General features: G+C 51.4%; 18 protein-coding genes and 2 pseudogenes. 13 read left to right on the top strand and 7 right to left on the bottom strand.

Features of this window, described 5'->3' with window-relative positions; genetic code table 11:
- Nucleotides 1-77: 77 nt before the first annotated feature.
- The 9 genes and pseudogenes from LH23_RS19675 (at nucleotide 78) to LH23_RS19640 (ending at nucleotide 4,274) form a co-directional block, all read left to right on the top strand.
- Nucleotides 78-305, top strand: coding sequence for an Imm31 family immunity protein (locus LH23_RS19675; RefSeq protein ID WP_039294876.1), 228 nt, complete (start codon nucleotides 78-80; stop codon nucleotides 303-305).
- Nucleotides 306-307: 2 nt separating this feature from the next.
- Nucleotides 308-676, top strand: a pseudogene (locus LH23_RS19670) (hypothetical protein); the annotation flags it as partial.
- Between the two features lie 41 nt (nucleotides 677-717).
- Nucleotides 718-1,209, top strand: coding sequence for a hypothetical protein (locus LH23_RS19665; protein WP_156108065.1), 492 nt, complete (start codon nucleotides 718-720; stop codon nucleotides 1,207-1,209).
- A 2-nt stretch (nucleotides 1,210-1,211) separates the two neighbouring features.
- The gene (locus LH23_RS19660) at nucleotides 1,212-1,556 is read left to right on the top strand and encodes a hypothetical protein (RefSeq protein ID WP_052050366.1); all 345 of its coding nucleotides are present in this window, start codon (nucleotides 1,212-1,214) and stop codon (nucleotides 1,554-1,556) included.
- 296 nt (nucleotides 1,557-1,852) lie between these two features.
- Entirely contained in the window at nucleotides 1,853-2,095 is a 243-nt protein-coding gene (locus LH23_RS19655) for a hypothetical protein (RefSeq protein ID WP_039294869.1), read from the top strand.
- Between the two features lie 76 nt (nucleotides 2,096-2,171).
- Nucleotides 2,172-2,507, top strand: a complete 336-nt coding sequence (locus LH23_RS19650; protein WP_039294866.1) for a hypothetical protein — start codon at nucleotides 2,172-2,174, stop codon at nucleotides 2,505-2,507.
- Nucleotides 2,508-2,722: 215 nt separating this feature from the next.
- On the top strand, nucleotides 2,723-3,631 hold the full coding sequence (locus tag LH23_RS19645) for a hypothetical protein (protein ID WP_039294863.1): 909 nt from the start codon (nucleotides 2,723-2,725) through the stop codon (nucleotides 3,629-3,631).
- Nucleotides 3,632-3,649: 18 nt separating this feature from the next.
- Nucleotides 3,650-3,847, top strand: a pseudogene (locus LH23_RS23660) (VENN motif pre-toxin domain-containing protein); the annotation flags it as partial.
- A gap of 130 nt (nucleotides 3,848-3,977) precedes the next feature.
- A complete protein-coding gene (locus LH23_RS19640) occupies nucleotides 3,978-4,274 on the top strand; it encodes a barstar family protein (RefSeq protein WP_039294860.1) in 297 nt (98 codons plus the stop codon).
- A gap of 72 nt (nucleotides 4,275-4,346) precedes the next feature.
- Here the strand turns inward: LH23_RS19640 and LH23_RS23850 are convergent, their stop codons facing one another.
- Nucleotides 4,347-4,787 (bottom strand): SymE family type I addiction module toxin, encoded by a 441-nt coding sequence (locus tag LH23_RS23850; RefSeq protein WP_081946135.1) that lies wholly within the window; start codon nucleotides 4,785-4,787, stop codon nucleotides 4,347-4,349.
- A 251-nt stretch (nucleotides 4,788-5,038) separates the two neighbouring features.
- Nucleotides 5,039-5,722: a helix-turn-helix transcriptional regulator gene (locus LH23_RS19630; RefSeq protein ID WP_039294857.1), complete on the bottom strand. Its 684-nt coding sequence runs from the start codon at nucleotides 5,720-5,722 to the stop codon at nucleotides 5,039-5,041.
- Nucleotides 5,723-5,812: 90 nt separating this feature from the next.
- On the opposite strand from LH23_RS19630, the gene LH23_RS19625 reads away from it, so the two are divergent.
- The gene (locus tag LH23_RS19625) at nucleotides 5,813-6,208 is read left to right on the top strand and encodes a VOC family protein (protein ID WP_039294854.1); all 396 of its coding nucleotides are present in this window, start codon (nucleotides 5,813-5,815) and stop codon (nucleotides 6,206-6,208) included.
- A 22-nt stretch (nucleotides 6,209-6,230) separates the two neighbouring features.
- Here the strand turns inward: LH23_RS19625 and argE are convergent, their stop codons facing one another.
- The 5 genes from argE to LH23_RS19600 all read right to left on the bottom strand — a co-directional run bounded on the left by argE (nucleotide 6,231) and on the right by LH23_RS19600 (nucleotide 10,863).
- Complete coding sequence (gene argE, locus LH23_RS19620; RefSeq protein ID WP_039294851.1) at nucleotides 6,231-7,379, bottom strand: acetylornithine deacetylase; 1,149 nt, start codon at nucleotides 7,377-7,379, stop codon at nucleotides 6,231-6,233.
- On the bottom strand, nucleotides 7,372-8,046 hold the full coding sequence (locus LH23_RS19615; RefSeq protein WP_039294848.1) for a DUF1028 domain-containing protein: 675 nt from the start codon (nucleotides 8,044-8,046) through the stop codon (nucleotides 7,372-7,374). Before LH23_RS19615 ends, argE begins: the two co-directional genes overlap by 8 nt.
- Complete coding sequence (locus tag LH23_RS19610) at nucleotides 8,043-8,471, bottom strand: RidA family protein (protein ID WP_039294845.1); 429 nt, start codon at nucleotides 8,469-8,471, stop codon at nucleotides 8,043-8,045. Before LH23_RS19610 ends, LH23_RS19615 begins: the two co-directional genes overlap by 4 nt.
- Nucleotides 8,472-8,497: 26 nt before the next feature.
- Nucleotides 8,498-9,763, bottom strand: a complete 1,266-nt coding sequence (locus LH23_RS19605; protein ID WP_039294841.1) for a flavin-containing monooxygenase — start codon at nucleotides 9,761-9,763, stop codon at nucleotides 8,498-8,500.
- Nucleotides 9,764-9,939: 176 nt separating this feature from the next.
- Nucleotides 9,940-10,863 carry a LysR substrate-binding domain-containing protein gene (locus LH23_RS19600; RefSeq protein ID WP_039294838.1) on the bottom strand — a complete coding sequence of 308 codons (924 nt, stop codon included), beginning with the start codon at nucleotides 10,861-10,863 and terminating at the stop codon, nucleotides 9,940-9,942.
- On the opposite strand from LH23_RS19600, the gene LH23_RS24095 reads away from it, so the two are divergent.
- The 3 genes from LH23_RS24095 to LH23_RS19590 all read left to right on the top strand — a co-directional run bounded on the left by LH23_RS24095 (nucleotide 10,862) and on the right by LH23_RS19590 (nucleotide 13,779).
- Nucleotides 10,862-11,104 carry a hypothetical protein gene (locus LH23_RS24095; protein ID WP_156108064.1) on the top strand — a complete coding sequence of 81 codons (243 nt, stop codon included), beginning with the start codon at nucleotides 10,862-10,864 and terminating at the stop codon, nucleotides 11,102-11,104. The two genes, LH23_RS19600 and LH23_RS24095, sit on opposite strands and share 2 nt — an antisense overlap.
- A 290-nt stretch (nucleotides 11,105-11,394) precedes the next feature.
- Nucleotides 11,395-12,222: an ABC transporter substrate-binding protein gene (locus tag LH23_RS19595; RefSeq protein ID WP_081946134.1), complete on the top strand. Its 828-nt coding sequence runs from the start codon at nucleotides 11,395-11,397 to the stop codon at nucleotides 12,220-12,222.
- Nucleotides 12,223-12,246: 24 nt separating this feature from the next.
- The gene (locus LH23_RS19590) at nucleotides 12,247-13,779 is read left to right on the top strand and encodes an amino acid ABC transporter permease/ATP-binding protein (protein WP_039294835.1); all 1,533 of its coding nucleotides are present in this window, start codon (nucleotides 12,247-12,249) and stop codon (nucleotides 13,777-13,779) included.
- Nucleotides 13,780-13,822: the final 43 nt, after the last annotated feature.

Raw genomic sequence — 13,822 nt, 5'->3', positions numbered from 1 at the left:
GGCAACAAGAGATGGCTCTCACTTAAATATATCTCTGGATGGACGAATTACACATAAATAACCAAGGATTCATATTTATGGAAAATAAAATTGGTTTTTATCAAGAGGTAAAAATATCCTCTGATTGCAAAGAAAAAAATAAGAAATATGCAGGTAAAAAAGGTGGTGTTATGGGAGTCAGCGAAGAAGATGGGATACTTTATGGGTACTCAATAAAACTTTATGACGAGGAATATCTTTTATCCTTTGATAAAGATGAAGTTATCCCGACAGGGAAGCAGCTCACACAAGATGATTTTTATTAACTAACCAGACACTGAGCCCTATCTTCGACAAAGAGAAAGAGCAGAAGCGGTTGCAGGAAGCGCAGCTTATCTCGGAAATCGGGAACCAAGCGGCTGATATCGCGCGGACGCAGGGGGATATCGCGGGCCTGAAGGCGAAAAAAGACCCGGCGGCTCTGGAGGCGGCGAGAGCGGAACTGATTGCCAAAGGGAATAAAGAGCCAACGGCCGAACAGATAGCGGATAAAGCCTACAACACGGCAATGGCCCCTTACGGCACCGGGAGCGCCATTCAGCAGGGCATCCATGCGGCAACGGCGGCGGTGCAGGGGCTGGCGGGTGGAGACCTGTCGAAGGCGCTTGCCGGCGGCGCGGCGCCGTATCTGGCAAAAAAATACCGAAACTTGAGCATTTGCCGGATACAACGAATCAGTTGGTTAAGAACATAGATGGCATTCACGAAGTAAAAGTTAATGTCACACCACTTGAAGGTCATAGCCGACTTAATACTAAAGATGCATTAGGCAACGGAAAATATAATCCAGCAGAGGCAGCTGCAAGATTGGAAACCTCATTGGGTAAAATGGAAAGGCTACCAGAAGGAACCGTTGGTACAGCAAATGCGGATTTTGTTATCACAACTGGGCCGAACAAAGGTAAAACAGTTGATTTGATGTATACAACAAAAAATCTAAAACAAGTGGAAATAGATGGTATTAACAAGTTCTATGAAAAAAACATGACGGTTTCGAGAGAAGCCGGGGCGCTTCCTCCTGGTCAAGATCAAATCATTAAACATTTAAATAAGGCAGATATAGTTCTGGTTGATTTCAGTGTGTTAACACCCAAGAATCAACAGATATTTATGGGTTATGTTAAAACACTTCCAAAATCACAACAGGATAAAATTATTATATTGAGGTAATCATGGGTTTATATATTGGTGTTGGCTATAGTAAAAATAGTGGCGATAATTTAAGTGTTGTGTTAAACAGAAGTGCATCAGGAGCTTTGGAGGTGTTATTTGATAAGGCATTAAATACAAAATACCCCACTCTTTATGAAACAATAATGGAAGTTTATTTTCTTGATCAAATTAATTTTTATGATCTAGAGAAAAAATATTTCAACATAGCAATAAAGGCAATTCGTAATTATTTAATAGAAATAATCGAGCCGACAGAAGCACAATTATTTCAAAAAGTAGTATGGAACAACGAAATTGAGCCTTTAATAAAACAAGATAAGCGTTACGAGGATCCTAATGCCTAGTTGAGGTGTCTCTTAGTCATCTTACCTTCTCAGTTAGTAGGAATACTAATGCTAAATGACAGAATGAATTTCTGGTGGAACAATAACAGTAAAGATTTTACACCAGTAGGTAAAAAATTATGGTTATCAACAGATAAAACCACTTTGTGCTATGGTTCCTGAGAGTTAGCAGGCTGGTTATATGATGACATTCAATTCTATCTAAACTCTATTGATATTTGGATTGATAATGTAACTAACCTAGAATCCAGCATAGCACCAGATGGCTTTTTGGTATAGGTAATTCTCATTGGGTAATGGTAACAAATGATTTTGTTTTTATTGCCTGTGAATACGTTAAAGAGCAAAGGGTTATCCTTATTGTAGAGCAGTTGATTTATATTCTTGAGCAATATAAAGAATTCTTACAAGGAGATTTTAATAATCCAAGTTTTCCTCCTGAACCCATTGATATAGAGTACATAGCAGAGGGGCAGGAAGCCATGAATATGTATGCCTCACTTGAAGGCTCTCGTGGGGTGTATTATTTAGAGGAGTAATTGATTCATTTTTTATTGAACCTTGTTAAAGGTTGCATAAAAATCAGCAAGATAAAATCATTATTATGAGGTAATTATGGGTGCTACTTTTTTTATTGGATGCTCTAAGGATAAAGAGTTGTATGTAACTTTAAATAGGGGGGCGTCTGATGCTATAGAAATACTTCTTGATGAAGTATTGAAAGGAGAATATATAAATATTCATGAATCGATAACAGAGATGTCAGTCTTGGATCAGCTAAATTTTTGTAATTTAAGCAAGACTGATTTTAATTTTGTCATTAATGCTGTAAAAAAATATTTGGATAGTCAAGTTGATCCAACAGAGGGTCAGGTGATTCAACATCGTTTATGGGAAGAAGATATCTTGCCTTTAATGAAACAGGATGAACGTTATCAATCGATTTGTTAGTGATAAAAAGTAGGTTCCCGAATCGCTAAACTAAAAAATCCTGGACGCAGAGGCTAGGTTTTTACGTTAAAAACAATCCGGGCCTGCACACGTCGGGAGAAAACGCCTCGCAGAAAGAGCGTGATGTCTATCTGGCGGCGCTGAGAGAGAGATAGCTATAAGGAGACGGAGTATCAGAAAGCTTAGAAGGCGCCGTCAACACTATTCTACATCCTATGGATACCATTGCTGACCTCGCAAGTGCCATCTGGAACTATGATAAAACCTACGATGCAATTAAAATCTCTGTTGCTGAGTGGAATCAGCTATATGACTATGCGTTAGTGAATAACCCAGAACTTGCAGGACAAATGGTTGGATCTTTGCAAGGGAAAGTGTTGGGGGATATCGGCGGCAATACTATTGTATCTGGAGCGACGGTAAAAATAATTCAAAAAGTTGCTCGGATGGAAAACGGTATTAAGATGTTGCCTGATGCAAATGGTAAACTATATGTAACTATGGTGAGCGGCGATGCACATGTCCTTAAAGGTACAAATGGTTCAGTAAGGATAAATGCAGTATGGAGAGTTTTACCTAGCGGGGAAAAACGTTTAGCTACCGTTACTACGGGAACGTTTAAGGATAAAATCATGTCAAAAAAATCAAGAGATAAGTTAATTTTAGAACTCGATAACTATATAAAATATGGTTGTGCAGATATAAATTCATTTGACAATCCACCAGATGAGGCTGCTAGTGCATTAGCAGAGTTGCATTTTCATGATGCAATTGAATGCGAGGGGTTCTGTAAGGAAATAATTTTGACAGAAGGGGTGGGTGATATTTATTTGGATTCACTTTGTCTAATGCATCTTTTTGAACTCAACAAAGAGTATGCACTACAGTATGTTGAAGAGCATGTGTTACATATGTCGGCTCCAGTTTTAGGCATAGCAATGGATGGTTTGGTTCAATATAGCGGAACACCATTTAGAATAGAGTTCTCTGATGATTTAATCTCAAAAATTTATACTAGATATAAAGAGATTTCTGCTGATCCATTTTATGCGGAAATGCTGGAGGCAACTTACAGATTTTTTAGTGAAGAGTATCCAGAAAATAATGATAACTCACAGCGATAACCACTAATAACAACACAAGGCAATAATGCGCTATCAGGCGCGGCGGGGGCGACCACTGCGGAATTCCTCGCGCAGCAGATGTACCCGGGGATAAAGCGGGAAGACCTTAGTGAAGAGCAGAAGCAGACTATCAGCGCGCTGAGCACCCTGGCGGCAGGGCTGGCGGGTGGCCTGGCAGGCAACAGTACGGCGGACGTGGTGGCGGGTGCGCAGGCGGTAATATATGGATAAACAACACTATGTTAAGAACTAATCAAGCTGTAACCAGATTATTGTATTCAAATGATGGTAAGCTTTACATAACAACAGACCATTATAAAAATGCAACTTCAACAGGTAATTGGAAATGAGAACTGGTGAGGTAATTTTGGATGGTTCAAACATTCTAACGGAAGCAGATTTCCATCATGTCATGTCTGAATTGTTATATTTTGGCCCTTACTATGGTAAAAATCTCGATGCATTGTGGGACACTCTTAGTTCTGACGTAGAAAGACCAGTAAAAATAATTTGGTTAGATTCTGAGTTGTCGAAAAAATCCCTTGGGGAGTATTTTAATAAAATAATTCATGTTTTTGAAAGAACTAAACAGCAAGATCTAAAATTTAACTGGGACGAAAAATTCGATTATATACTGAAATAATAATTCCTCTTTTAGGTTCTTGAATCTGACTTAATCCCCGCCTTTAAAAAGCCGGGATTTTCACATTAAACCTCAGCTCTTGCCCCGCTTCAGGCAGTCATAGCGGGGAGACTCCCGTCTGATGACCGGGATATCGCCGGTATCGTTCAGTGCCCCTGGAAAATCCTTGATCCACTGGTTCATCTTCTTCTTGTTGAAATGCGTGACGCTCAACCCTTCGGCACAGCCCCACAGCTCGCGGCTGTTCTGGGTGGTGATCACAATACAGTCGGGCATCACTCTGATTTTTATCGGCATCCCTGGCGTAAAGCCCGCCTGTGAAATCCATTCGCCCTGGAGCGGCAGATAGTCATACCGCACCCGGTCATAGAACTCAGCGCGGGAAAGCGGGGCTTCCGGCAAACCTTTATCTGATTTATTGCGCACCGAATCGCAAACTTCAGCCTTAGTTTCAGGTTTGTTTGAATTCGTTTTGGAAATAGATACTTCTGGCTTAAAATCCTTCGCAGCCATATTCAACTCCTCTTTAGTTGCCTGTGGTTAGCGGCATAAAGGTGGTGAGACACCTCTATGTCGCGTTATTTAATCATTTATGCTTCGGGGAATATTACTCACCTCTGACGTTAAAACCTTACCTGCCGGAACATTATACCTTGCTGGACAAAAACACAGTGCTTAAAAATCTGCTAATATAGAAAACTGCGACACGGCCTTTAAAATAAAACCACGGAATGCAACAATTACATTATCGATAACAATCACCTTTATTTATTCTCCTCCCGCCAGCGCCGCCAGTTTTCTTTCAGCGCGTCTGCCGCTAACGGTATTTTCTCCTCCAGCATAGTTATTTCCTCAATGCGGTCGGCGCGGAAGTGGCGAAAATCATTTCTGGTTTCGCACCAGGCAATAAGTAAACAGCGCTCAAGGTCATAGCCCAGCACAACCGGCCAGACAACCCTTACAGACATTTCATCCTTGACTGCCCGGTAGCGGAGCCGCAACTTTTTACCTTGCCGAATGGCGGCTCTGATAAGGCGAGTATCGGGTTGCTGCGCTGGCACGATATCCGGCCTGATCGCCACCGCTGAACTTGTGACAGTCCGCGCCAGCCTTTCCGGCAGGGCCGACAGGATTTTCGTCAGCACATCCTGGGCGTTATTGGCGAGCGTCGCGTCCGGCAACCTGCTGACAAACTCCGCGCCTAACAGCAGGGCTTCCAGCTCATCGGGGGTGAACATCAGGGCGGGCATGTCGTAGTCCGCGCTGAGGGTGTACCCGCTCCCGGCTTCTCCCTCCACCGGCACCCGCTGCCCGGCCAGGTCGGCGATATCCCGGTAAACCGTGCGTTTTGATACCTCCAGCTCTTCGGCAAGGCGCGCGGCGGTGACAGGGCGAGAGGCGCGCCTGAGGATCTGGATCAACTGAAATAATCTGTCTGCTCGCCGCATTTTTATATCCTGTTGCCACCACGCTGGCAGCATGCCTGGAAGATGATGCCTTCAGGGCCGCGCCGTTCGCCGCCCATAAGGAGATCATCAATGAAATTTGTGTCTGTCCGTCTGATTGTGCAAAACATGCAGCAAATGGTGCCGTTTTATGAACAGGTGACCGGCGCTCGAGCCGACTGGCTGGCCCCGGTTTTCGCCGAAATTATCACGCCGGTGGGGGTTATCGCCATAGGAAGCGCGGAAACCGTCCCGCTCTTTAAAGCGGGAAGCGCGGAGCCTGCCAGCAACCGCTCGGTCATTCTGGAGTTTAGGGTGGAAGATGTGGACGCGGAGTTTGCGCGTTTAAACGGCCACGTCGAGATGGTACACGAGCCCAAAGAGATGCCGTGGGGCAACCGTAACATGCAATTTCGTGACCCGGAAGGCACGCTGATTTCACTGTACACGCCAGTGACTGAGGCGGCGAAAAAGCGGTTCGCGCGCTAAATACAGGCGCGCTTTTTAGCGATCAGGCGCTCATCCACTGGCGCAGGTTCTCCAGCATCGCCATGCACTTTTGCAGTTGCTCTTCGGCAACAAACTCATCGGGCTTATGCCCCTGTTCCATGCTGCCGGGGCCACAAATCAGCGTGGCGATCCCGGCTTCGTCAAAAAGCCCGCCTTCGGTGCCAAACGCCACGGTGCTGAAATCAGCGCTGCCGCACCACTGCGCCAGCCATCCGGCAAATTCAGACTGCGCGTCCGTCAGCAGGCCGGGGTAGTGGCTCAGAGGAGTAAACCGGATAGCGCTTGCCGGGGAAACACTTTGCATGGCGGGCACCAGGTTTTGCTGCGCATAGCCCTGAATGTCGGCGATCGCCGCCGTGGCTTCGACGCCCGGCAGGTATCGGATTTCAAAATCAAACTGGCATTCCTGCGGCACAATGTTCAGCGCGCTGCCGCCGTGAATGGTGCCAACCTGAAGCGTGCTGAAGGGGGGATCAAAGCGGGCATCCGTTTTTTGGGTCAGCGTCTCGCGAACTTCTCCCAGTTTGCCGATAAGCCGGGCGGCATATTCAATGGCGTTCACGCCTTGTGGCGCATAGGCAGAGTGGCAGGCATGGCCGTGCACCTCGCAACGCATGGCGATTTTCCCTTTGTGCCCGTAAACCGGGCGCATTTCGGTTGGCTCCCCGACAATGCAAAGCGCGGGTTTCTCTTTGGAAGCACGGAGGTGCTCCACCAGGCTGCGCACGCCGAGGCAGCCGACCTCTTCGTCGTAGGAGAAGGCGAAGTGCAGCGGCATTCTCAGCGGCTGGGCAAGAAACGCCGGGACGGAGGCCAGCACACAGGCAATAAAGCCCTTCATGTCCGCCGCACCCCGCCCGTAGTAGCGGCCATCCCGGTAAGTCATGTCGAAAGGAGGGACGCTCCACTGTTGCCCGTCCACCGGCACCACGTCGGTATGGCCGGAGAGCATCACGCCGCCGCCACCTGCCGGGCCAAGCGTCGCATAAAGATTGGCTTTACGCCCGTCTGCGCTGTGAAACAGCTCCGCGCTGATACCCCATTCGGTGAGATAATCATGAATATCCTGGATCAGCGCCAGGTTGGACTCCCGGCTGGTGGTGTCCCGCGCCAGCAACTTCTGCAATAAAGGAATCAGGTGTTTATTCATCGCCGGGTACGCCGTAGCTGGGGGCTTCGCGCGGATCGAGCGCACGGATCAGGTAATCCTGCATTTGTGGTTTATAGGCCAGCCAGAGCGAATGCAGTGCGGCAATCGGGTTTTCGTCCGCCCAGTCCACGCGCAGGTCGACAACCGGCCAGGCGACGGTGTCCACCACCTTTAACGCCGCCGAGTGTACCGGCCCGGCTTCGCCCCCTTTTTCCAGCGCCGCTTCAAGGGCGGCCATCAGCCTGTCAGCCAACGGGCCGGGACTTTGTTCGAAGCGTTCGATCATGGCGTTAATCACTGACTTATCGGCCAGCATATTGCCCGCCGCCACGCAGTTATCTCCCTCCACGGCGTGGTAAATGCCCAGTGAATTAACGCCGCTGTGGCAGGCCGTTTTACCGTTACTGTCTATGGCCGTCACCTGCCGGTAGTCGCCGTGCAGATGTTCACTGGCGACCAGCTTTAGCGCCTCCTGCGGCGCAACACCTTCGCCCAGCTTCGACAGCACCATCGGCCCCAGCGCGGGCAGTGTTATATTCTGGCTCGACACCGCGCCCACGCCCGGCACCAGCCACGGGCAGCGAGCGCCGACCGCGATGCTGGACGAGCTAATGGCGATGCCAAGCTGGCCGGTTTCCCGGCAGCGTGCGGCAATGGAAAAGGTCATTTTTCCCCCTGAATCTCGTCCGGGATCACCGCGATAACGTCAATTTCCATCAGCCACTGTGGCTGGCCGAGGGCGGAAACCACCAACCCGGTAGAAATGGGAAAGACGCCTCTCAGCCATTTGCCGACTTCCTGATACACCGGCTCACGGTAGCGCGGGTCGATAATATAAGTCGTGGTTTTGACGATGTGGGAAAGGTCGCTCCCGGCTTCCTCCAGCAGTTGCTTAACGTTCTTCATCGCCTGTTCTGCCTGCGCCTGCGGGTCGCCCAGCCCAATCAAATTGCCTTCAAAATCCGTCCCGACCTGGCCGCGCACATACACGGTGTTCCCGGCGCGCACCGCCTGGCAGAGATCGTTGTTCAGCGACTGGTTAGGGTAAGTCTCTTTGGTGTTAAACATGCGAATACGGGTATGCGTTGGCATCGGTTAATTCCTTGTTGGCAAAAAGGTTAGCGCTGGGAAGCATCAAGGTAGCGGCTGTACTTGCGCTGGGTTTCAATGTGGTCGGCGATGTATTTCGCGTCATGCCACACGCCCCAGATAAACGTTGAGCCCCGGCGGGAAAGCCACGGCAGGCCGAGGAAATAGACGCCCGGCTCGCTGGAAACGCCGCGCTGGTGGCGGGGTTTGCCCTGAGCATCAAAAGCATCCACGTTGAGCCAGCCGTAGTCCGGGGCGTATCCGGTAGCCCAGATAATCGACGTGATGCCCGCTTCGGCCAGGTTCAGTTCCAGCGTGGGCTGGGTGACGCACAGCGGATCGGCCGGGAAGACACGGGCCTGCGGCTCTTCGGGTAGATCGATCCCGTTGCGGGCAATCCACGCATCGGCGGCGTCCAGCAGGGCCAGGTAGTTTTCGTCGCCCTGGCGGATGTTGTGCGCCAGGTTATCTTCAAAAAAGACTTTGCCTCCGGCAAAGCGCTGGGTCAGACCGACGAGGTGAATGCCCTGGTGCGCGAGCGCCCGGAAATCAACGGTGTGGCCGCCGCGAGCGCCGCTCACCGCAATGGTGACGTGTTCTTTGCCCGGCTGATTGGCCGCCGCATCCCACAGCCCAAGCACCCCCAGCCACCAGCAGAAGTCCCGGTTGCGGTAGGCGCGGGGAGGGCGGTCGTGGGCACCCACGGAGAGGTAAACCTGCTTGCCCGCCCGCTGTAGCTCATCGGCGATTTGCACCCCGGAAGAGCCTGCGCCCACCACAAGCACCGCACCAGTCGGAAGCTGAGCCGGGTTTTTGTAGGCGGCGGAGTGGATCTGGTACAGCCCGTCATCTGCCGGAGCAATGGCCGGGACGACGGGGCGCTGGAAAGGCCCGGTGGCAGCCACGATATGCTTTGCTTCGACAATACCGTCGCTGGTTTCCACCGTGAAACCCGGCCTGCCGTGATTGCGCGTCACGCTTTTCACTTCCACGCCCGTTTTTACCGGCGCTTCAAATTTCCGGGCGTAGTTTTCGAAGTAGTTCGCCACTTCATCTTTGGGGATAAAACTGTCCGGGTCGGCGGCGTCAAACTCAAGGCCAGGAAAGCGGTCGTGCCAGGCCGGGCCGTTGGCGACCAGCGAATCCCAGCGGCCGCTGCGCCAGGCTTCGGCAATGCGGTTTTTCTCCAGCACCAGATGGGGAATGCCGAGGCGCGTCAGGTGCTCGCTCATGGCGATCCCTGCCTGGCCGGCGCCAATCACAAGGGTATCTGTCTGTGTTTTTATTTCGGTCATGTCTGTTTCCTTGGTGCCTGGGAAATATGATTCAGCGCAGCTTCGCGATGGCACAAGGTTATTAAGCGGCAGACATTCCGTAAAATATTATAAATCTAGGGATAAGGTATAAATAAAGTAGGCTCAATCTGGAGGCTATGAATTTCCTGTATTTTAATACGGTGAAACACCTCTTTTTAATTTTCGGCCAGGGTTTCCGGCATCAGCTCAAAAGTGCGGCAGTAATCCATAAATAAGCGCGTCGGCCGGGTTGGCTCGTTATTGCGTAAATAAGCCATCACCAGCGTGGAGGCCGCCATATCATCAATGATTTCCACTTGCTTAACGCGCTGGCCGTCATAGGTTATGTCGGTGCAGGGGCGGGTGACCAGCACCGAAAAACCCATGCCCTGGCCGACCATGCAGCGCACCATTTCAATCGACGGCGAACTGTAGGCCACCTCCGGGTGCAGCCCTTTGTCGGTGAAAATGTTCATGAAGTAGCTTTTGCTGGGAATAACGTCCAGCAGGATCATCGGTTCACGGCTGAGTTCTTTGAGCGTCACGGATGTTTTCCCCGCCAGCGGATGCGCCGCCGGGAGCAGGGCGTATGGCTTTTGTGGGGCGTTCAGTTTTTCGGTGTGCAGCGTGCTCTCTAACTCCAGATTGTACATAAAGGCCAGGTCGAAGCGGCCGCGGTGCAGCCCGTGGGTCAGCTCGTTTTGCTCCCCGTCGTACAGCCGGATGGTAATGTCAGGGTAAAGCTTGCGAAACCCGGCAATTAGGCGAGGCAGATAAAGCGGGGCCGCGGACTCGAAGCAGCCGATGGCGATAGTGCCGGAAACCAGGTCGTTATCCGCTTTGGCATTTTGCTCAAACTGGTATGAAAGCCGCAGCAGCTCGCGGGCTTTTTCATAAAACCGCAGCCCGCCGGGCGTGAGCGAAACGCCCTGGGCGTGGTGGCGAATAAAAAACTGCTGCTCAAAGGTGTCTTCCAGGTTTTTGATGGCAATGGATACGGAAGGCTGGGCGATATGCAGCTGCCTTGAGGCTTCGGCGATGCTCTGCGCCTCCACGACGGTGACAAAGTACTTGAGCTGCTTGAGCGTGAAATGTGTCATGGCGCTAACCCCGCTTTTTTATTGTCAATGCAGCCTCGAAGAGAGCTTCAGGCTATTCAGTCAATCTGCAGCAAGGCCCATGCCAGGTACTTGTGTGGTCGTCGCAAACGGTAAAAAACCTGCGCTGAAAAAATATTTTTGCTTTTATTGGCCACGAGTGTTCCCCAAAAAGTGGCAAGAGAAAATTAAACTGCACTTTTTTGGTGCGGGTGAATATTTAAATGTTCAATTATCTGCCTGAAATATGTCTTTATTGGCTTTCTTTTGAGGAATTAATGTTTTGCGCTTCGCTGGTGCAAAAAAAACGGCATTGCATTAAAACAATTTTTTATAGAGGTAAGGCATATTTTTCGTCCTTTATCCCGACGCGCTTCTCCTGCAGCATGGCCCCATCGCAAACGCTCATCGAGTGATTATCGTCCTGGCGAATATATTGCAAGGCATTCCCCGGCGCGAAAATCATACGTTGTTTAAGGTGCCGCCGTTTTGGCATCCATAAAAATGATTAACCACCTGCACTGGAGTCATCGCATGTTTACATCCTCACACAGCAAGGCGTTATTTTCCTGCATGGCGGCGGCGCTGCCTTTACTGCTCAGCGGCGGGGCTCAGGCGGCCGTGATGACCCCCGGGCAGCTTACGGTAGGCAGCGACATTACCTTCCCGCCTTACGAATATCTCGACGGCAAAACCCCGGCGGGCTTCGATATTGAATTTATCAACGGCGTGGCCGAAGCGATGAAGCTGAAGCCCAATTACGTGGATACCCGTTTCACCAGCCTGATCCCCGGCCTGCAGGCGAAGCGCTTCGAGCTGATTGCCTCCGCGCTGTTTATCACCCCGGAGCGCCAAAAGGTGATCGACATGGTGCCGTACCTGAAAACCGGTGAGTCGCTGCTGACGCTGAGCAACGCCAGCTTCAAGCCAACCAAGCCAGAAGAGCTTTGCGGGCATAAAGTCGGCTCGATGCAGGGCACTTACTGGCTGGAAAAACTGCACACGCTGTCGGCGGATTACTGCGTGAAGCAGGGGCTGAAGCCGATTACGGTCAGCGAATTCTCCACCGACCCACAAACCACCCAGGCGCTGCTTTCCCACGCGGTTGAAGTGCAGATGACCGACGCCGCTGTAGCCAGCCAGGTGGTGGACAAAATGAAAGGGCGGCTGGCGGTAACCTCGACCGAACTGCTTTACCCGGTGCTGGTGGGGCTTGGCGTGAGTAAAACCAACCCTGAATTGAAAAAAGCGCTGAACGACGGCATTGCGGCCTTTAAAGCGAGCGGCAAATACTCGGCCTTAGTGAAAAAGTATCACCTGGCGGAGCCGTCCGAAGCCGAAATTCAGGCCAGCAGTTTGTAATTTTCATCGCCGGGGAGTGCGGATATGTCTTTTGACTGGAACTATTTATTCAGCCTGTTTAGCAACGCTGATTTTTGGCTGGCAACCTGGACCGTGATTAAGCTGAGCCTGCTGAGTTGGGTCATCAGCATTGGGTTGGGCTTTCTTCTGGCGCTGGGCAAACAGGCGGCCTCTCCCTGGCTCTCTTTACCGGCGCGGGCGTATATCTGGCTGTTCCGCAGCCTGCCGCTGCTGGTGCTGCTGATTTTTGTCTACAATCTGCCTCAGGCGCTGCCCGGCAGCTCGGCTTTGTTAAGCGACCCGTTCTGGGCCGGGCTTATCGCGCTGGTGCTGAGTGAAACGGCCTACATTGCCGAGATTCACCGTGGTGGCCTGCTTGCTATCCCGCGCGGGCAGCGTGAGGCCGCCCATGCCCTGGGGCTGCGCTATGCGGGCATTCAGTGGCTGGTTATCGTGCCGCAGGCGCTGCGGGTGGCGCTGCCGTCTCTGGCGAACGAATACATCTCCATCGTCAAGCTTAGCTCGCTGGTGTCGGTGATTTCTCTGACTGAGATCCTGATGGTTGGGCAGCGGCTTTACTCGCAAAACTTCCTGGTGATGGAAACCATGGCGGCGGTGGCTTTCTATTACGTGTTTATCGTGACCGTTTTTGACTTCCTGCTGAAGCTGCTGGAAAAAAGGCTGGATGTCACCCAGCGCAAAACCGCACGCCTGCCGGAAGCCGAACTGGAAGCGATGGCTACTCAAGAAAGCGGGCTGGTTGCTCGCCCGGCGCTGGCCGTGAATACTCCCGCCCTGCAGGCTCGCAAGCTACACAAGGCCTACAACAACGTGGAGGTGCTTGGTGCGGTGAACCTGGACATCAAGCCCGGTGAAGTGGTGTCGGTTATTGGCCCGTCGGGCTCAGGCAAAACCACGCTGATTCGTCTGCTGAACGGCCTCGAGCAGCTGGATAACGGCGAGATCCTGATCAACGGCCAGCCGTTTATTCGCCTGGAAAAACACGGGGCCCAGAAGCCACAGTATGTTGAAAACGCCGCCCATCGACTGAACATTGGCATGGTGTTCCAGGGCTTTAACCTGTTCCCGCACTTAACGGTGATGAAGAACCTGATGCTGGCCCCGCACTACCATCGCCTGGCGACGGATGCAGAGCTGAAGCGCGAGGCCTGCGTGTTGCTGCGCAAAGTCGGCATGCTGGAGCACGCCCACAAGTACCCGCACCAGCTTTCCGGCGGGCAGCAACAAAGGGTGGCGATTGCGCGGGCTTTAATGATGCGTCCGCAAATCATGCTGTTTGATGAGCCTACCTCGGCGCTGGATCCTGAAAAGGTGAATGAGGTGCTGCAGGTGATTGAGAACCTGGCGGAAGAGGGCATTACGATGGTGATCGTCACCCACGAGATGAACTTCGCGTTCAGCGTGTCGGACAGAATTGTGTTTATGGAAAAAGGGCGCGTCGTCTGCGATGACTCTCCTCAGGCTTTGCGCAGCGGAGAGAACCCGCGCATTACCGAATTCCTGAAAGACGTAAACCTGGCACCCGTCGCGGCCTAAAAAAAACGGGCTGCGGTAACATTAGCCTGCCGCAGCCCGGGTG

Source organism: Cedecea neteri (assembly GCF_000758305.1).
Taxonomy (GTDB): domain Bacteria; phylum Pseudomonadota; class Gammaproteobacteria; order Enterobacterales; family Enterobacteriaceae; genus Cedecea; species Cedecea neteri_C.
This window is presented reverse-complemented; position numbering and strand designations above follow the sequence as displayed.